Genomic DNA, 18793 nt, shown 5'->3' with positions numbered 1-18793 from the left:
TGTCACGCCAGACCGCTCAGGGCATTTTCTGTCGAGACAGGCAGGGCGTTGAATCGATTGGCGCGCAGTTCCGTGATGGCATAGATCGCCCGTGCGGTACGGCCATTTCCGTCGACGAAGCTGTGGTAGCCCAGAAAGGAGCCGAGCATCTGCTTACCGAAATGCTCATGGGCTGGATCCAGGGTTGCCAGGTGTTTCTCCAACATCGCCGCGCCCGAAACGTTGGAAGGGTAACGAGCCTGAGCGGTAGGGCTGCGCAGGGCATCTGTCGTCTCGGGCACCAGACGTCGATGCAGTTCCTTGTAAACCGCAGGATCAGTCAGGGACTTGCCATTGTTGCTGTATTCGTGGAGCAAAGTCCTGATGTTGTCAGCCTCGTTTCGGGAATTCGACGCTTTGAGAATCCAGGCGGTGGCTCGATCTGCGTTGTCGGTCAAACGGTCAGGGTTAAAGGACACATCTTCCAGGATGCCGTTGTAAGGCGACTTGCCAAGGTCCGAGGCGAGTAATGTCGTTTGGTGTTGATTCATGGCCGTCAGATTTTTGTATTCCACCTTCAGGGTGTCGTGGAAGAGCTCCGGCAATACAGCGTGATCCTTGAACTGGCGAAGGTTGGCCAGTGAATACTTTTGCGCTTGCTGGCGTATCAGCGAGCCGACAACGTCAGCATCCAGTAGCTTCGTCAGCGATTGGGTGTCGCCAGACTTGCGCGCTATCTCGGCCAACGAGTTTTCCAACAAATGCTGAAGTTCCTGTTCAGGCACGTGCTTGAGCAACTTCACGTCATTGGCGTGCAGGTGTTTGAGTACGTGCTCGGCAGTTTCCAGGCCATCACTTTTAAACAACGCCCGTGCATGGGCCAAGGTGTCCAGGCTCATGCGGATCTGCGATGCGCTGCCGGTGTGGTTGATTGCCTTGATCAGATCATAAGAGTGGGTGCCGGTCAGATGCCGTAACTGCGCCCGGGCGATCTGGGCGCTAGAGGCGGAGTAATGGCCAACTTTCAAGGCGCCTTTGCCAATCAGCTTCAGGCCGCCCTTGAGGAGTTTCGGAATACCGTCCAAAGGGTTGATCAACCCGACCACGGCACGGGCACCGACCCTCGATGCAGAAAGCAGTTTCGTTACCACGGTCGTGGCTTTGGCACTGGTGACGGCAATTTTGCCCGGCACGAGCGCAAAGACCAGGACAAGTGCCGCTGCATCCATGACACACCCCAGGAGTGCGTTTTGTTGGCGGGAGGGGTTGCCCGAGGACATCTCTTCGACGCACTCCTTGAACGGAATAATCATATTGAGCACTGTATTGAAGATGGCATCGGTCTTCTCGATCGCTCGTTCCCGTTCGGTCTGGTCGAGGCCTATCTGCTTCAGTTCTTTGACGGTGAAATAGGGGTTTTCTTCAGCAATAAGCTTGCTGAGTGCTTCTTTGCGTGCCGAGCGGAAGAAGGGGTTTTCAACGCTCGAAACGGTTGTGGCCGACGGTGCCTGGAACTCTCCGATCTTTCGGATGAACATCCTTGATTGCGCATTGCTGCGCGGTGCCTGGTTTTGTAAGTACGCCCGTATGTCCAGAGGGACGTTATCGAACTTTTCACGGCCGGCAAATTTCACCTTGCGGCCATTCCCCTCTTGCGTCACAAGGGGGCGGAACACGGATTCGAGTTTCGGATTGAGTCGGCATTCCAGTCGTAATGGAAACAGCTCAAAGCAACGAACCTGCGAATTCATTTGCGCACAGAGAATCACACCGTAACGACCGGTTTCTCCTGGAATAGGGGTCAAGGGACGGGGTATACCTCCCGGTGACGGTAAAGTTGGAAAGCGGGTCGTGTTGTATTCCTCAATGCAATAAATACCGACAGCGCCGTACTCGATGAATGAAGCTTCACTGCGGGACAATTGCGAAAGAGTGACTTCGATGTTGCTGGCCAATGCTTCTGTTGTTGCGCTGTGATGCCGATTGATGGCCTCTTCATACAAGTCGGCAACGGGATACAGTTCTGCCAACTCGGGAAATGATTGGTAAATACTGGTGCCTCTGACGCGATCCCAATCCTGGCTGTGAAGTTCATCGCCCATGTAAAGATCAAGAACCGAGACCTTTCGCCCGGCACCGCCACCGCTGCCTCGGTGTTTGACCAACAGTTCGCCAGGATCGCAGGCGGGTGCGGTGGATTTCAGTTCTTTCAGCGCGAGTGGTTTGCGGTGGGGTATTGCCTGGCCGAGTGCTGTGGCGGCGTTGAGTATTTTATCGAGGTACTGTTCGTATTCCTTAGCGGCCAGGGTCAGCGCTTCCTGGGTCAGGTTGCCGTTGGTGTCCCTCGCAATGATTTTGTTCATCAGCGCCCAGGTGACCATCGGGTCCACCGTATGGGCGGCATGCAACGAAGCCAGTTGCGGGGTTGCCTGGGAAGACTGACCCAGGCCGAGCAGATGTTGATGGCTCAACTTGCGCGAAACACCAGGGATAAGGGCTTCAGCAAAATGTACCGCTTGAGTACTCACCACCCAGGCTGGCGTTCCGAGGCGCAGTTCACCAGGCCAGTCGGCAAACAGGTATTGCGGCGCCATGCCGCCAAGCACCAGCTGCGCAACCAGCGGTGCGAACGCTTGATGAAGCTTGAGACTGTCGACCAGATGCTGTTCCAGGCGCGTGCGCACAGTGGACGGATGAAGCATGAAGTCATCGGCCGAATAGAGATCGAAGCCGGCAAATGTTGTATTGGCACTGTCGACGGTAGGATCAAGGTCGAGCAGCATGGCGGCGATCAGCAACTGCTCGACAAACTCGGGTGACGGTTTCGGCTTGGTTTCGTCGGTGAACCAGCCCAGGGCATCGAAGTACGCTTGCCCTTGTTCCGACGTCCCTGAAGTAATTTCGATCAGCCTTTGTAAGCGGTAATCCTGGCTGGTGGGTAACTGACCCGCCGAGGCGATTTCAAACAGCAAGTGTTTGCCCAAATGTGCCACCAGGGAGGTTTTGCCACCGGTTAAATACCGGGTTACCTTACGAATGATTGCGCGATTGTTATCGGTGAGTTTGAAGGGCGAGTCTTCGGGGGCATCCAGAAGTTGCCAGTAGTTACCAAATCTAGGGGCCTCGGGGAGTGTCGCGAAGTTGAGCAGATCAATCAGCCCTCTGGCGTCTTGTTCGTTGGTTGGCAACGGTAAACCCTGGAAGTCGAGCCATTGGCCTACCGAAATCCACTCGCTTGAGCTGATGAACCCACCGGTCAATGCCGCCATTTTCGTCAGTAGTTTCAGGTCTTCGTCCAGCGCCGGAATACCGGCGATGTGAGCGGTGATGTCTGTGCGCGAGAAGTAGGCGTTAGTAATGACGACGGGAGGGCTCCCCGGACGCTCGATGGAACTCAGGTTTTGCCGAACGTGATAAATACGGCCATGTTTATCGACTTGATATGCCGCCTGGTCGGGCAGGGCGTGTTCCCGTCGCAGTTTCAGAAAAGCCGGATGCCGGATCAGTCTCGAAAGGCAAATGCTCCCAGAGCGATGAACCAGATCAAAGTTGGAACCGCTCACGCTTTTCATGGCCAGGCGATCCCAGGACCATTGAAGAGTGCTTTGAACATGATCGTCAGTGAGAAAGTTTTCCAGTGCTTTGGTGATGGCTGGTTTTTGAAGTTCATTGCTGGAAGTAACTGGGTTGTTGTTCTGGTTTTGCATGCTCTGAAGTTCCATCTTCGGATGTTGTTACTGTTGATTTGGTGTTTGTTGAAGGGTGCAAGTATGTTTAGAAGTTGTTCGGGTTTGCAGGCTAAAGGCAAACATGCAGCGTTGCCATTGTTGCTGTATGTCTGCATGTTTGTTTGCAGATGACCGTATTGCTGGGCAGTCAGCAATAGCGCCGTTATAGGTTGTTGTCAGGGCGGAGTTAGCCAGGGAGGTGTATTGCTGATTGTATAAAGTTGCACGGGACTATTGGTTTACCAAACCTTCAACAGGCGATTACTTCTAACCGCGATACTGCCCCGGAGTCGCAGCCAGATGCTGTTTGAACACCCGCTGAAAGTGCGCCTGATCGGCAAACCCGGCTTCCAGCGCCACATCGGCGATCAGCTTGCCGCTGCGCAAGCGGTCCTGGGCGAACTGGATGCGCCGATTGAGCAAAAACGCATGGGGCGTCATGCCGTAATGCTGCTTGAACGCGCGGATCAGGTAGGACGGTGACAACTGCGCAGCTTCGCAAATATCTTCAAGCTTGAGCAGTTGCGTGCAGTTGTCGCGGATGTAGTCGGCGGCTCGCTCGAGTTTGAAATTGGGCTCGCGCAGCGGCTGATCGATAGGGTTGAGGCACTGCTGCATCTCGGTGAAAAATTCCACTGCGGCGCTGTGCTTGCGCAGTATGTCTTGCTGTTCATCGACCAGCACGGCGTACAGATCCTTCAGGCCGACAAACAGCCTGGCGTCACGATTGTGGGTGATGGCAAACCGGCGAAACGCCTGGTCCTGGCTGAACCCCAGTTGATGCTGCAGGTCGGTCAACCACGGCGTCTCGACGTAGAGCATCAGGTACGACCAGGGCTGGTCATCGATCGGGTTGCAGGCGTGGACATCGCCGGGGTTCATCAGCACCACGGTGCCGGTGCTGACCTGAAACTCCGATTGCTCATGCACATAGGTGCTGAGCCCGGCGGTAATCGCGCCGATGGAAAAGTGCGCGTGGGAATGCCGGGCGTAGCAGACTTCGCGGCCATCGGCGATGGCCCGGGCTTCGATGAAGGGCAGGGCGTCGTCGCGCCAGAAACGTGGAGCTTTGTCGGCATCTTTGGCAGCGGCATGCTTCATCGTTAGTGTCCTGGCAGGTCAGCGCTTGAGTGTATTAGCTCTCGCCGTTAAAGGCCCGCTGCAGTTCAGCGATGTCGAGTTTTTTCATCTGCATCATCGCTTGCATGGCCCGCTGGGATTTGACCGTGTCGGGGTCTTTGAGCATCTCCATCATGGCCACCGGGACGATCTGCCAGGACAGCCCGAACTTGTCCTTCACCCAGCCACATTGCTCGGCCTGGGGTACGGCAGATAACGCGCCCCAGTAATGGTCGACCTCTTCCTGAGTCTGGCAATTGACCTGGAACGAAACCGCTTCGTTGAACTTGAACACCGGGCCGCCATTGAGCCCGGTGAAGCCCTGGCCATCGAGTTCGAAACTCACAGTCAGCACCGAGCCTTCGGGGCGACCGTGGCGCTCGAAACCAGCCTTGCCGTAATGGGTGATGGCGGTGATTTTGGAGTGATCGAAGATCGAGCAATAGAATTTGGCAGCCGCTTCGGCCTGATCATCGAACCAGAGGCAGGGTGTGAGTTTTTGCACGCGTTGCATGGTGTTCTCCTCTACGGGGTTAGCACGCTGGACTATCAGCGTAGTCACTCGGTAGCCGGTTGGCGGTGCCGTAGATCGACAAGTCGAGAAGACATATCGGCCCGAACTGTTTGTCGCTAGACTTGCCGCCCCGATTTTGCCGCAAGGACGCTCAGCATCATGGTTACCCCTCGTTTATTGGCTGTTGCCTGCCTGCTCGCCAGCGTTTGTGCGAGTGCTGAGCCGCTGACTTTTCACCTCACCGATCCGGCACAGAAGTATGCGATTGAGGTGGTGTTCCCCAATCCTCCAGCCCAAAGCTTCGAGGGCGCGCCCGCGCAGGTCACCTTGCGCGATAAGTCCAGTGGCCAGGAGCTGCAACGCATTGAGTCGCCCGAGGCGTTTGTCGATTTAGAACGCAACAGCAAAATGATGGAGATCAACCAGGCTCCGGCCTACGGCGATCAGAGCCTGCTGTTTTTCGATGACTTCAATTTCGACGGGCAACAGGATATGGCGGTACGCAACGGCAGTGAGGGCGGTTACGGCGGCCCTTCCTATGACATCTACCTGTCCGATCCCGCGAGCCCGACTCTGGTCTTTAACCCCAATTACTCCTACCTGACCCGTGATGGGCAGTTGGGCATGTTCGGTGTTGATCCAGTCGCCAAGCGCTTGCATACGAGCTCGAAAAGCGGCTGCTGCTGGCATCAGTACGCGACTTGGCAGATAGAGAAAAATCAACCGGTCATGGTCGCCGAAAAGATCATGGCCGCGCAGATGCCGACGGAGGCAAACCCCTTCATGCCGGCGGGCTACATGGACGTCACCGAGCGCGAACTGACGGCGGGTCAGTGGATCGAACGACATCATCTTGAGGGCCCGGACACTGAGCCTCCGGTGATGTTGCGTGGCACCCTCGACGACAAGATCGCGGTCGAACTCTGGTGGCAACTTCAGGGGGCGGTGTACGTCGGTGAAGTTCGTTACGGTAAGAATGGCAGCGGCAAGCCGATCCGGCTGGTCGGTGGGGCGTACGACGATGGCGGTGTGTTGTTGCACGAATTGAGCGACGACGGTCAGATGACCGGCGACTGGTACCTGGAAGGCACGCCGAACGTACAGGGGACCCAGACCGGTACGTGGCGTAGCGCCAGCCGTGAGTTCAGCATCAAAATGCGGCCCACCGCTTTCAAAGTTGCGCCGCAAAAACTCGAGCGGGTTGCCGACAATCAACGTCAGGGCCACTACATGATTAGCAATGCCGCAGAGCAGCGAGTGGGTGAGATGTTTGTGAAAATACTGCCGGGGGTCGACAACGGCCCTGAGACCGCAGACATCAGCCTCAACGCTTTCCAGCTTAAGGATCCACCCAGCGAGATCCATTATCAGTCGACGTTGCTGGCCGGCAATCTGGCCATTGTGCTGGATGCCCAGGGCGGGCCGATTTTTCGCCTGCAATTGCTCAACGGTGCGGCTAGCGTGACGGGTTACGGTGAGTATCAGAAATACAGCGGCGGTTATGTAAAAGTACCTTGAGGCAGGGGGCTAGAAATCCCACCGTGCTATCAGCAGTCAAAATGACGTGATCTCGAGTCATTAAGACCGCTGGTCAGCATCTCCGGCGCTTACCTTTACACCGGGTATTTGTCGATTTTGACGCTGATTTCGATGCATGCCATGACCATTATCGGCCCAACCCTGCTCAAAATCGGTTATGTGATGCGCCTGCTGACCCCGCATCGGCTGAGTATCTACCTATCCCGAGTGGTGGTCTGATAATCAAACCTGTGGCGAGGGGGCTTGCCCCGTTCGGCTGCGGAGCAGTCGTAAATCCAGACGACTCGGTGACACTGAGAAAAGCCGGGGGTTACCCCGCAACCCAATGGGGGCAAGCCCCTCGCCACAGAATCGGTGTCAGGCTTAATTGACTGACATTAGCGTCCGAGGCCGCCGCGTTCAGCGATCCAGCGGGTCGCCAAATCAATAAACGCCCGCAGTTTCGGCTGGGTCTGGGTGCGACTCGGGAAGTACAGGTACAACCCCGAACTGAGCGGCACGAATGGCTGCAGCACCCGTTGCAGTCGTCCATCCGCCAGATCGTCGGTAATCTCCAGGTCGCAGGCATACGCCAGGCCCAAGCCATCTCGAGCAGCGGCCGCCAGCAACTTGCGGTCGTTGACGATCACGCCACCGGCAACGCCGACGGTAAAGTCGCGACCATCGCGCTGAAACTCCCAGCGATGGGCATTGCCCGAGGTCGAAAAGCGAAAGCCGATGCATTCATGCCCGGTCAGTTCTTCCGGGCTGGCGGGTTGGCCAGCCTTGGCGAAGTAGGCCGGAGAGCCCACCACTGACCATTGCAGGTCCGGTGTCAGGCGCACGGCGACCATGTCTTTCTCGATCGATTCACCCAAACGGATCCCGGCATCGAAGCCGCCGGCCATCAGGTCCACCGTGGCGTCATCCAGGGAAATATCGAGGGTGACTTGCGGGTGGGCCTGGCGAAACAACGGAATCAGCGGCTCGATCAACAGCGCACCAGACAAACGTGGCGCGGTGATGCGCAGGGTGCCCATCGGTTGATCGCGAAAGCCGCTGAGCACCGCCAGCGCTTCATCGATCTCACTGGCCGCCGGGCGCAAGCGCGTAAACAGGCTGGCGCCGGCCTCGGTCAACGCCACGCGGCGGGTGGTGCGCTGAAACAACAACACGCCAGTGCGCCGCTCCAGCAACTTGATCGCATGGCTGACCGCCGTGGGCGTGACGGCCAGCCGGGTGGCGGCAAGGGTGAAGCTTTTGTGCTCGGCTACCGCGAGGAACTCGGTCAAGCCGTCGAACGGATCGTGATTCATGGTCGAACCATTATGAAAGAGCGTTTCATAGTGCTTGTAACACGAGGGCATTTTTCCGACCAATCTTCCTGCGTACCTTGGTGTCTATCCCAACCCCACACAAGGTATCGAACATGAGCATTTCTCATTCTTTCAAACGTGTCTGGCTCGTCACCGGCGCTTCCCGTGGTATCGGTGCGAAAATCGTTGCCGCCGCGCTGGCCAACGGTGATGCGGTGGTGGCCACGGCTCGCGACGCGAGCACAATCGTTCAGCGTTTCGGCGATCAACCGGGCTTGCTGGCCGCCACCCTGGACGTGACCAACGAAGCCCAGAGCACGGCGGTAGCTCAAGCTGCCATCGAGCATTTCGGGCGCATCGACGTGCTGGTCAACAACGCCGGTTTCGGTTTAATCGGGGCGGTGGAAGAGGCGAGCAGCGATGAAATCAAGCGGCTTTATGAAACCAACGTTTTTGGCCTGCTGAACGTTACACGTGGGGTCTTGCCGCACATGCGCGCCGCCCGCAGCGGGCATGTGATCAACATTTCGTCGGTGGGCGGTTATCAGTCGGCGCCGGGCTATGGCATTTATTGCTCGACCAAGTTCGCCGTCGAAGCCCTGAGCGAAGCCCTGCACGGCGAACTGGCGCCGTTGGGGGTGAAAGTGACGGTGGTTGAGCCGGGTTATTTCCGCACTGACTTCCTTGATTCCAATTCCCTGGTTGAGTCGCCGGAAACGATCGCCGACTACGCCTCGACCGCCGGCGAAGTGCGCAAACTCTCCAAGGCGATCAATCAGCAACAACCCGGTGACCCAGAGAAGCTGGCCCAGGCGCTGATCACGCTGGTCGAGGCTGAACAACCGCCGCTGCGTTTGCCATTGGGTTCGGATTCGGTGCTCTATATCGCGGCCAAGAATGCGTTTGTTGCCGAAGAACTGAACATCTGGCGCAAGCTGTCAGAGTCCACCGACTTCTAAACCAATCGGCTGACCTCTGTAGGGGCAAAGCTTGCTCGCGATAGCGGTCTTCCAGTCAGTAGAGATGTTGACTGACACCCCGCTTTCGCGAGCAAGCCCGCTCCCACACTGGATTGAAGTCGTACACAAAACCCTGTGCGCACCGAAGATCACCTGTGGGAGCGAGCCTGCTCGCGATAGCGGTCTTCCAGTCAGTAGAGATGTTGACTGATACACCGCCATCGCGAGCAGGCTCGCTCCCACAGGGGTAACTCAATAGATCAGGTATTTGTGTTCGATCTTGCGTGACCGGCGGTCGCTGAATCTGGCCACTCGTTCAATCTGCGCTTAGCTGTATGGATAGCCCGAGGCGCGTAGACCCGCCGACCCTGTAGGAGCAAAGCTTGCTCGCGATGAACGGTAACGTGGTTTGTCAGACCTGACGCCTTCGCCGGCAAGCCTGGCTCCTACAAAAAAACGACGTCGTTTCAACGGCGCCCCTTCAGAACACCGTGAGTCTGAGGAAATCCGTAATGCTTACCCTGAATATCAATGGCAAGGACCAGGCACTGGACGTCCCCGCGGACATGCCTTTGCTGTGGGTCTTGCGCGATGTCGCGCACCTGACCGGGACCAAATTCGGTTGCGGCATGGCCCAGTGCGGTGCCTGCACCGTGCACGTCGACGGCGCGCCGCTGCGCTCCTGTATCACTCCTGTCACGGCCGTGGCCAACGGGCAAAAATCCTCACCATCGAAGGCCTGTCCACCGACGGTTCGCACCCGGTGCAACAAGCCTGGGCTGAGCTAGACGTGGTGCAGTGCGGTTACTGCCAGTCGGGGCAGATCATGTCGGCCGCAGCCTTGCTGGCGAAGATCCCCAAACCCACCGACAGTGACATCGATCAGGCGCTGTCCGGCAACATCTGCCGCTGCGGCACTTACCCAAGGATCCGTGCGGCGGTCAAACGCGCCGCCGAGATCGGTTGATGCCACGTCCGGGGGAGTCAGTTCAATGAACAGCTTCAGTCCTGTTTCACGCCGTGGTTTTCTCAAGGGCAGTGCGGTGCTTGGCGGTGGGTTGGTGGTGGCGTTTGTCATTCCCGGCGGCCATCGTTTTGCTTTGGGCGCCGAGGATCAAGGCAATGTCTTCGCGCCGAATGCCTTCCTGCGAATCGCCAATGACAACAGCGTCACCATCCTGCTCGGCCATTCGGAAATGGGCCAGGGCATCTGGACCGGCCTGACCATGCTGATCGCCGAGGAGTTGGACGCCGACTGGTCGAAGATCCGCGTCGAACATTCACCCGCCTCGGCCAAGGATTATGGTCTGGCCGGGTTTGGCGGCATGCAGATCACTGGCGGGTCTACTTCGACCTGGATGGAGTTCGACCGCTATCGTCAGGCCGGCGCCGCCGCGCGCCTGATGTTGATCGACGCCGCCGCCAAGCGCTTCAACGTCGCGCCGTCCGAGATTCGCACCGAACCGGGCGTGGTCATCGCTGGCGACAAACGCGCGACCTACGGTGAACTGGCGGATGACGCCGGCAAGCTGCCGGTGCCGGACCCGGCCTCGATCAAGTTCAAGGACGCCAAGGACTGGAAGATCATCGGCAAACCGACCAAACGGCTCGACACCCCGGAGAAAATCACCGGCCGGGCCAAGTTCGGCATGGACGTGCAATTTGAAGGGCTGATGACCGCCATGGTTGCGCGCCCGCCGGTGTTTGGCGGCAGCGTCAAATCCTTCGAAGGCGCCGAGGCCCTGGCGGTGCCGGGGGTGCACAAAGTGGTGCAGGTGCCCACGGGCGTGGCGGTGATTGCCGATCACTACTGGGCGGCGAAACTGGGCCGCGATGCGCTGAACATCGACTGGGACCTGGGCCCGAACACCGGCCTCGACAGCGTGAAACTGCTGGAAAGCTTCCGCCAACTCGCCGCCACCCCCGGCATGCCAGCAAGTCAGGCTGGCGATGCAGCCGCCACATTGGGCAAAGCAGCAAAAACCATCGACGTTGAATACAGCGTGCCGTACCTGGCCCATGCACCAATGGAACCGCTCAACTGCACGGTGAAAATCACTGCGGACAAATGCGAAATCTGGACCGGCACCCAGTTCCAGACCCTCGATCAAATGATCGCGGGCAAGATCACCGGGCTTAAACCCGAACAGGTGGAAATCCACACCGAATTCCTCGGCGGCGGTTTTGGCCGTCGGGCCAACCCGACCTCGGATTTTGTCAGTGAAGCGGTGCAAGTCGCGAAGGCCGCCGGTATGCCGGTGAAAACCGTCTGGTCCCGGGAAGACGACATTCGTGGCGGCTATTACCGCTCGATGTTCCTGCATCAGGCGCGTATTGGTCTGGATGCGGCCGGTATGCCGCTGGCCTGGAAGCATGTGATGGTCGGGCAGTCGATCATGGACGGCACGGCGTTTGCGGCGACGATGGTCAAGGACGGCGTCGACAAAACCTCGGTCGAAGGTGTGGCCGACAGCCCTTACCTTGAAGGCATGGCCAATCATCTGGTGGAGCTGCATTCACCGAAAACCGGCATCAACGTGCTGTGGCTGCGTTCGGTTGGGCACAGCCACAACGCCTTCGTCATGGAGTCGTTGATCGACGAACTGGCCACGGCCGCCGGCAAAGACCCGGTGGAATACCGCCGAACCTTGCTCAAGGACCATCCACGGCATCTGGGCGTACTGAACCTGGCCGTGGAAAAAGCTAACTGGAGCGCGCCGCTGCCGGACGGTCACGCCTTGGGTGTTGCGGTGCACGAATCGTTCGGGAGCTTCGTTGCGCATGTCGCCGAAGTGTCCCAGGACAATCTGAAGATCCGCGTGCATCGGGTGGTGTGCGCGGTGGACTGCGGCATCGCGGTCAACCCCGAAAGCATCGCTGCGCAAATGGAATCTTGCATTACCTTCGGCCTGGGGTTTGCGCTGCACAGCAAAGTGACGTTCAAGGACGGCCAGGTGGTGCAGTCCAATTACCACGATTATCAGGTGCTGCGGCTCAACGAAATGCCGGTGGTGGAGGTGCACATCGTGCCCAGTACCGACAAACCAGGCGGTATCGGCGAGGCCGGTGTGCCGCCCATGGCGCCAGCGGTGGCCAACGCAGTGTTTGCCCTGACCGGGCAACGCCTGCGGGAACTGCCGTTGCAACTGTCGGGGGTGTGAGATGAAACGACATTTGATACTGGGCGCCGTGGTGCTGATCGGACTGGGCGGCTACGCCTCGGAGCTGTTCGCCGACGATCAGGCTGCGTTGAAAGCCTTCGGGACGGTGCAGAAGGTTTTCCAGAGCCCGCGCTGCCAGAACTGCCACATCCCAGGCGATTCACCGTTGCAGTTCGATGCTGGCATCCCGCACGCGATGAACGTAGTGCGCGGCATGGACGGCAAGGGCGCCGCCGGTTTGCCCTGCGCCACCTGCCATGCCGAAAACAACCCGCCGGCCAGTTTCGGCCCCCACGCACCGCCAGGCGCGCCGCACTGGAGCCTGCCGTCCGCGGCGCACAAAATGGCCTGGATCGGCCTGCCGCCAGACAAACTCTGCGCGTTGATCAAGGATCGCTCCAGCAATGGCGACCGTGATTTCGCCGCGCTGATCAAACACGTCAGCGACGACAAACTGGTGCTCTGGGGCTGGAATCCGGGTGGCAATCGGGCGCCGGTGCCGGTGCCTCACGACATTTTCGTTACCCAGTTCAAGCTCTGGGCGGACGCCGGAGGGCCGTGCCCGGTAGCGGGCATCTGACCAGCGGCGGATTTATCAGGAGTCAAACCGGGTCTGTGCGCCTCTAACGTATAGACCCATCAAAGGAGTGAGACATGTTGGTTCCAGGCAAACCGGTCAAGCCGGGGGCTTGTGCAGACACCCTGCGCGGGCCGGATGCTTCATTACAAGAGCGCGAACTGTTGCGCGAATTGGCGCGCCAGGCCGAGCAAGAACTGACGGCGGTGCAGGTGGCGAGCATGGATGAACTGACTCTGCTGCCCAATCGTCATGGCTTCGAGGCGCTGGCTCAACGGGGTTGGACGCATGCTTGCGATTAGGCAAGCCGGCGACCTTGCTGTTTTTCGACCTCGACAACTTCAAACACATCAATGAGCTGTATGGCCGCGCCGAAGGCGACGATGCCCTGAAAACCTTCGCCGATGTGCTGCGGATTGCCTTTCGCGAGAGTGATGTGATTGGCCGTATGGGCAGCGACGAGTTCGCGGCGCTGCTGACTGGTGCCAATGGAGTGGAGATCGAGGCCATCCGGGCGCGGCTCGAAGAGATGCTCGACGAGCGCAACGCCACGGTGCACCGCGGCTATGCCATTCGCTTCAGTATCGGCCAGATCGAGTGTCATCCATCGCTTGACCAGACGGCTGAGAGGCTATTGGCGGCTTTCAGTGAACAGTTCGGCAGCCACCCGTTCCGCCGTTCGTAATAACAAACCGTCGTTTCTGAACCGGCCGATCATCTGCAACCCGATTGGCAGCAGTCCCTCGGCGCGCGCCAGTGGGATGTTCACCTGTGGCCAGCCGAACGCCCCCCAGAACTTGATGAAGTCCGATGGCCCGGTGTTTTCGGTGCTGTCCACGGCCAGCGGCGCAACCATCCCGCAGCAAGGGCCGAGCATGGCGTCGAAAGGCTGGCATCGCTCGTTGAGACGCGGTGCAAGGGCTGCCAACCGGGCCTTGGCTGCGGATTCCTGTTCCCATGTCGTGGCTGCGGCTCGGTCGAACATCGCCAGTATCGAGGGGCTTAACAGCGCGCGGTGCTGCTGAAATTCCTTCGCCAGCGAACGGGCGCCCTCGCAATCGTTGATTAGCTGATGATCATCGAACACACCGGCAAATTCGTCCGGCAATTGCAGTTCGCTGATCTGATGGCCAGCGTTGCGCAGATGCTCAAGGGCGTGTTCCAGAGCGCTGGCGACCTCGGGGTCGACTTGATCCCAGCGCGCGGTGCGGTAGAAGCCCAAATTCAGCGGGCGTTGTGGGGTTTCAGGTAGGGCAAAGCCAGGAATCAGAACGCGTGCCACGAGGTGCAGATCCCGCACCGAGCGACCGTACCAGCCCACGGTGTCGAAGCTCGGCGCCAGCGGTTTCACGCCTTCCAGCGAGACCACTCCTGTCGAAGGCTTAAAGGCGAACAACCCGCAGTAAGAGGCCGGTTTGAGCAGCGAACCGGCAGTCTGGGTACCCAGCGCCACGGCAAAGAAATCCGCCGCCATCCCGGCCGCGGAGCCGGCGCTTGAGCTGCCCGGCGTGCGGTCCAGATCATGCGGGTTGCGGGTCGGGCCGGTGTGCATGTAGGCAAATTCGGTGGTGTGGGTCTTGCCCATGATCAACGCGCCGGCCTCGCGCAGCAGCGTCACTGCATGGGCGTCCCGGGACGGTTGATGGTCGGCATAGATCGGCGAGAAGAACTGCGTGGGATGGTCTTCGCTGTCGAAGATGTCTTTGACGCCTACCGGCACGCCAGCCAACAGGCCTTTATTTTTTAAGTGCAGCTTGCAGGCGGACCTGCAACGGTTTGAACGAGACGAAAGCCTGGATCTGCGGTTCCAAAGTTTGAATGCGCTCAAGAAAAGTATCGGCAATCTCGGCGGTTGTGGTTTCACCGTTGTTCACCGCTTCACTGAGGGCGGTGGCGTCCATTCCAGGGCCGATCATTTGGCGAACAACTGATTGATGTCCTTGAACGCCTTGAACTCCAGCGCATTGCCGCACGGGTCGAACAGAAACATCGTCGCTTGCTCGCCCACCAGTCCCTGAAAACGAATGCCGGGTTCAATCACGAACTGCGTGCCGAGGGATTTCAGCCGTTCGGCCAAGGCTTCCCATTCCGCCATGCCCAGCACCACGCCGAAATGCGGCACCGGCACGTTATGGCCGTCCACGGCATTGGTGTGGGCCGCTTCCTGAGAGGCGTTTTTCGGCGCCAGGTGAATGACAAACTGATGACCGAAAAAGTTGAAATCCACCCAGTGATCGCTGGAGCGGCCTTCTTCCAGACCGAACACGTCGCCATAGAAACGGCGTGCGGCTGTCAGGTCATACACCGGAATGGCCAAGTGAAAAGGGGAGAGCGGCATTGGGTAATCCTCAACGGTCGAAAGTTGAAGCTGAGTTTAGCTCTGTGCTTTTTGATTAAAAGACGATAATTTTTGCATCGAGCACAAAATATTTCGATCAATGGCGACGGCGGTGCGTATGTTGCGGGAACTGAAAACCTTTATCGCCGTGACCCGTTACGGCACGTTCGCCGCGGCCGGCATGCACATCGGCCTCACGCAGTCGGCAGTCAGTGCGCAGATCCGTAATCTGGAACAGGCCTTGGGCATTCGGCTATTCGACCGCACCGGGCGCCAGGCGCTGCTCAACGCGGCGGGGCAGCGGGCCTTGCCGATGGCTCGGGAGATGCTGGAAACCTTCGCGCGCATGGCGGTCAGCGATGACGTCAGTGAGTATCGCGGCGAACTGAAAATTGGCGCGGTGGCCACGGTCCAGACCGGGTTGTTGCCTCAGGCGTTATTGCGTTTGAGGCAGCAGGCGCCGCTGCTGGAGCCGAAACTGGTGCCAGGTGTTTCGTTGAACCTGTTGAGTCAGGTGGATACTGGCGAAGTGGACCTGGCGATCCTGATCAAGCCGCCGTTCGAGCTGCCCAAGGAATTGTCGGCACAGGTCATTCGCAAAGAACCGTTTGTGCTGATCGTGCCGGCGGACCTGGAGGGTGATGATCCGCTGCAACTGCTCGCCGAGCATCCTCAGGTGCGCTACGACCGCAATTCGTTCGGCGGGCGGTTGGTGACGCGGTTTCTGCGCGAGCAACAGATTGACGTGCAGGTCGGGCTGGAACTGGATGAGCTGGAGGCCATCGTGAAAATGGTCGAATGCGGCTTGGGGGTTTCGCTGCTGCCGGAGGCGGGGTTGTGGGTTGAGCATGGGGCAAAGGTGAGGGTGATTCGGTTGGGTGAATTGACCTTCTATCGCGAGATTGTGCTGTTGCAGCGTTATAGCCAGCGGATGCAGCCGATTCAGCAACTGTTTGCGCAGTGTCTCATGCAAAATACATAACCCCCCTGTGGGAGCGGGCTTGCTCGCGAATGCGGTCTTCCAGTTGATAGAAATGTCGACTGACACACCGCATTCGCGAGCAAGCCCGCTCCCACAGTGGATCGAGTCAGTCTTTAAATTGCAGGCATAAAAAAACCCGCCTGACTCGGCGGGTTTTTTATTGGCTAACCGAAGATCACTCTTCGATGTTGCCCATGGCGGTCGTGTTGAAACCACCGTCTACGTACATGATTTCGCCGCTGATGCCGGACGCCAGGTCCGAGCACAGGAAGGCGCCGGCGTTGCCGACTTCGTCGATGGTGACGTTGCGACGCAGCGGGGTTTGCGCTTCGTTGGCGGCCAGCATCTTACGGAAGTTCTTGATGCCGGAAGCGGCGAGGGTGCGGATCGGGCCAGCCGATACAGCGTTGACGCGGGTGCCTTCCGGGCCCAGGGAGCCGGCCAGGTAACGAACGCCAGCTTCCAGGGAAGCCTTGGCCATGCCCATTACGTTGTAGTTCGGCATGGTGCGCTCGGCGCCCAGGTACGACAGGGTCAGCAGGCTGCCATTGCGGCCTTTCATCATTTCGCGACCAGCCTTGGCCAGGGCCACGAAGCTGTAGGCGCTGATGTCGTGAGCGATGCGGAAACCTTCACGGGTGGTGGCTTCGGTGAAGTCGCCGTCCAGTTGGTCGCCCGGGGCGAAGCCGACGGAGTGAACGATCACGTCCAAACCATCCCACTTCTTGCTCAGTTCTTCGAAGACCTTGGCGATTTCTTCATCGCTGGCCACGTCGCACGGGAAGCACAGCTCAGGGCTCGAGCCCCAGCCTTGTGCGAATTCTTCGACACGACCCTTGAGTTTGTCGTTCTGATAAGTGAAGGCAAGCTCAGCGCCCTCGCGATGCATGGCGGCAGCGATGCCGGATGCGATGGACAGCTTGCTGGCGACACCGACGATCAGTACGCGCTTACCGGCGAGAAAACCCATGTGTTGCTCCTCTTTTCAGGTTATTGCGCAGTGGCTGGTGCCAGGAAAGCGGCTTCCAGCAACTGCTGTGTATACGGATGTTGGGGGGCGGCAAAGATACTTTGCGCGTCTCCCTGTTCGACCACTTGGCCATGCTTGACCACCATCAACTGGTGGCTCAGCGCTTTGACGACAGCCAGGTCATGGCTGATAAACAGATACGTCAGGTTGTACTTGGTTTGCAGTGAACGCAAAAGCTCCACCACTTGGCGCTGGACTGTCCGGTCGAGGGCCGAAGTCGGCTCGTCCAACAGTATCAACGCCGGTTTTAGCACTAATGCCCGGGCAATGGCGATTCTCTGCCGTTGCCCGCCGGAAAATTCATGGGGGTAGCGGTTCCGGGTTTCCGGGTCCAGGCCTACCTCCTTCAATGCCGCAATAATCGCTTGTTCCTGTTCCGCCTCGGTGCCCATCTTGTGGATTCGCAGGCCTTCGCCGACGATCTGGCTCACGCACATCCGTGGGCTCAGGCTGCCGAACGGGTCCTGGAACACCACCTGCATCTCCCGGCGCAACGGCCGAACCTCGCTCTGCGTCAGGCAGTCTAGCTGCTTGCCTTCAAAACGGATGCCGCCCTTGCTGCCGATCAACCTCAAAATCGCCAAACCGAGTGTCGATTTACCGGAACCGCTTTCTCCCACAATCCCCAGGGTCTGGCCCTGGGGCAGGCTGAAATTGATCCCGTCGACCGCTTTGACGTAATCCACCGTGGTTTTCAAGAAGCCTTTCTTGATCGGGAACCAGACTTTCAGGTCCTCGACTTGCAGCAATGGCGGGCCAATAACGTTGGTCGCCGGCTTGCCGCTGGGCTCCGCTGCCAGCAGTTCCCGAGTGTACGGATGCTGCGGCGCGCGGAACAACTCTTCGCACGATGCCTGTTCGACGATGCAACCGCGCTGCATGACACATACGCGATGCGCAATTCTTCGCACAAGGTTCAAATCGTGACTGATCAGTAACAACGCCATGCCCAAACGGGCCTGTAATTCCTTGAGCAATTCGAGGATTTTCAGCTGAACGGTCACGTCCAAAGCGGTGGTTGGCTCGTCGGCTATTAGCAGTTCCGGCTCGTTGGCCAGGGCCATGGCGATCATTACCCGTTGCCGCTGGCCGCCGGACAATTCGTGAGGCAGGGCCTTGAGGCGCTTGTGCGGCTCGGGGATGCCGACCATCTCCAGCAGCTCCAGCGTGCGCTTGGTCGCGACTTTGCCGGTCAAACCCTTGTGAATGCCCAGCACCTCATTGATCTGCTTCTCGATTGAGTGCAGCGGATTGAGCGAGGTCATCGGCTCCTGGAAGATCATCGCGATCCGGTTACCACGGATGTGACGGATGGTTTTCTCTTTCAGGCTCAGCAGGTCTTGCCCGGAATATTCGATGGTGCCGGACGGGTGCCGGGCGAGCGGGTAGGGCAGCAGGCGCAGGATCGAGTGCGCGGTCACCGATTTTCCGGAGCCGCTTTCGCCCACCAAGGCCAGGGTTTCGCCGCGCTTGATATCGAAGCTGACGCCTTCGACCACCCGCTGCACGCGCTCGCCGACGACGAATTCGACGGCGAGGTCGCGCACTTCGATCAGATTGTCCTGATTCATT

12 protein-coding genes and 4 pseudogenes are annotated in these 18793 nt (G+C 58.8%); 8 read left to right on the top strand and 8 right to left on the bottom strand.

What is annotated here, in order from left to right:
* Nucleotides 1-2 precede the first annotated feature (2 nt).
* The 3 genes from RHM58_RS27880 to RHM58_RS27870 form a co-directional block, all read right to left on the bottom strand.
* Entirely contained in the window at nt 3-3686 is a 3684-nt protein-coding gene (locus RHM58_RS27880; RefSeq protein WP_322268792.1) for a hypothetical protein, read from the bottom strand.
* Nucleotides 3687-3974: 288 nt separating this feature from the next.
* The gene (locus RHM58_RS27875) at nt 3975-4808 is read right to left on the bottom strand and encodes an AraC family transcriptional regulator (RefSeq protein ID WP_322268791.1); all 834 of its coding nucleotides are present in this window, start codon (nt 4806-4808) and stop codon (nt 3975-3977) included.
* A 34-nt stretch (nt 4809-4842) separates the two neighbouring features.
* Complete coding sequence (locus RHM58_RS27870) at nt 4843-5340, bottom strand: VOC family protein (protein WP_322268790.1); 498 nt, start codon at nt 5338-5340, stop codon at nt 4843-4845.
* Nucleotides 5341-5499: 159 nt separating this feature from the next.
* Here RHM58_RS27870 and RHM58_RS27865 point away from each other — a divergent pair, with 159 nt between their 5' ends.
* Nucleotides 5500-6858, top strand: a complete 1359-nt coding sequence (locus tag RHM58_RS27865) for an XAC2610-related protein (protein WP_201257418.1) — start codon at nt 5500-5502, stop codon at nt 6856-6858.
* Between the two features lie 69 nt (nt 6859-6927).
* A pseudogene (locus RHM58_RS27860) lies at nt 6928-7098 on the top strand (transmembrane sensor/regulator PpyR); the annotation flags it as partial.
* A 158-nt stretch (nt 7099-7256) separates the two neighbouring features.
* Here the strand turns inward: RHM58_RS27860 and RHM58_RS27855 are convergent.
* The gene (locus RHM58_RS27855; RefSeq protein ID WP_322268789.1) at nt 7257-8174 is read right to left on the bottom strand and encodes a LysR family transcriptional regulator; all 918 of its coding nucleotides are present in this window, start codon (nt 8172-8174) and stop codon (nt 7257-7259) included.
* Between the two features lie 113 nt (nt 8175-8287).
* Between RHM58_RS27855 and RHM58_RS27850 the strand changes: the two genes are divergently transcribed.
* The 5 genes and pseudogenes from RHM58_RS27850 (at nt 8288) to RHM58_RS27830 (ending at nt 13556) form a co-directional block, all read left to right on the top strand.
* Complete coding sequence (locus tag RHM58_RS27850; protein WP_322268788.1) at nt 8288-9133, top strand: oxidoreductase; 846 nt, start codon at nt 8288-8290, stop codon at nt 9131-9133.
* A 512-nt stretch (nt 9134-9645) separates the two neighbouring features.
* A pseudogene (locus RHM58_RS27845) lies at nt 9646-10100 on the top strand ((2Fe-2S)-binding protein).
* 25 nt (nt 10101-10125) lie between these two features.
* The gene (locus tag RHM58_RS27840) at nt 10126-12294 is read left to right on the top strand and encodes a xanthine dehydrogenase family protein molybdopterin-binding subunit (protein WP_322268787.1); all 2169 of its coding nucleotides are present in this window, start codon (nt 10126-10128) and stop codon (nt 12292-12294) included.
* Nucleotide 12295: 1 nt separating this feature from the next.
* Nucleotides 12296-12874 carry a hypothetical protein gene (locus tag RHM58_RS27835; protein ID WP_322268786.1) on the top strand — a complete coding sequence of 193 codons (579 nt, stop codon included), beginning with the start codon at nt 12296-12298 and terminating at the stop codon, nt 12872-12874.
* A gap of 74 nt (nt 12875-12948) precedes the next feature.
* Nucleotides 12949-13556: pseudogene (locus RHM58_RS27830) on the top strand (GGDEF domain-containing protein).
* Here RHM58_RS27830 and RHM58_RS27825 read toward each other — a convergent pair.
* Nucleotides 13503-14787, bottom strand: a pseudogene (locus RHM58_RS27825) (amidase). The pseudogenes RHM58_RS27830 and RHM58_RS27825 overlap by 54 nt on opposite strands.
* The gene (locus RHM58_RS27820) at nt 14784-15209 is read right to left on the bottom strand and encodes a VOC family protein (RefSeq protein WP_201257423.1); all 426 of its coding nucleotides are present in this window, start codon (nt 15207-15209) and stop codon (nt 14784-14786) included. The pseudogene RHM58_RS27825 and the gene RHM58_RS27820 overlap by 4 nt, the downstream one beginning before the upstream one ends.
* 118 nt (nt 15210-15327) lie before the next feature.
* On the opposite strand from RHM58_RS27820, the gene RHM58_RS27815 reads away from it, so the two are divergent.
* The gene (locus RHM58_RS27815) at nt 15328-16191 is read left to right on the top strand and encodes a LysR family transcriptional regulator (protein WP_322268785.1); all 864 of its coding nucleotides are present in this window, start codon (nt 15328-15330) and stop codon (nt 16189-16191) included.
* A gap of 175 nt (nt 16192-16366) precedes the next feature.
* On the opposite strand, the gene fabI is transcribed toward RHM58_RS27815, so the two are convergent.
* Together fabI and RHM58_RS27805 are read right to left on the bottom strand one after the other, a co-directional pair.
* Nucleotides 16367-17161 carry an enoyl-ACP reductase FabI gene (gene fabI, locus RHM58_RS27810; RefSeq protein WP_054047522.1) on the bottom strand — a complete coding sequence of 265 codons (795 nt, stop codon included), beginning with the start codon at nt 17159-17161 and terminating at the stop codon, nt 16367-16369.
* Between the two features lie 20 nt (nt 17162-17181).
* Nucleotides 17182-18792, bottom strand: a complete 1611-nt coding sequence (locus tag RHM58_RS27805; RefSeq protein WP_201202658.1) for an ABC transporter ATP-binding protein — start codon at nt 18790-18792, stop codon at nt 17182-17184.
* Nucleotide 18793: the final 1 nt, after the last annotated feature.

It is taken from the genome of Pseudomonas sp. 10S4 (assembly GCF_034344865.1).
Classification (GTDB): domain Bacteria; phylum Pseudomonadota; class Gammaproteobacteria; order Pseudomonadales; family Pseudomonadaceae; genus Aquipseudomonas.
This window is presented reverse-complemented; position numbering and strand designations above follow the sequence as displayed.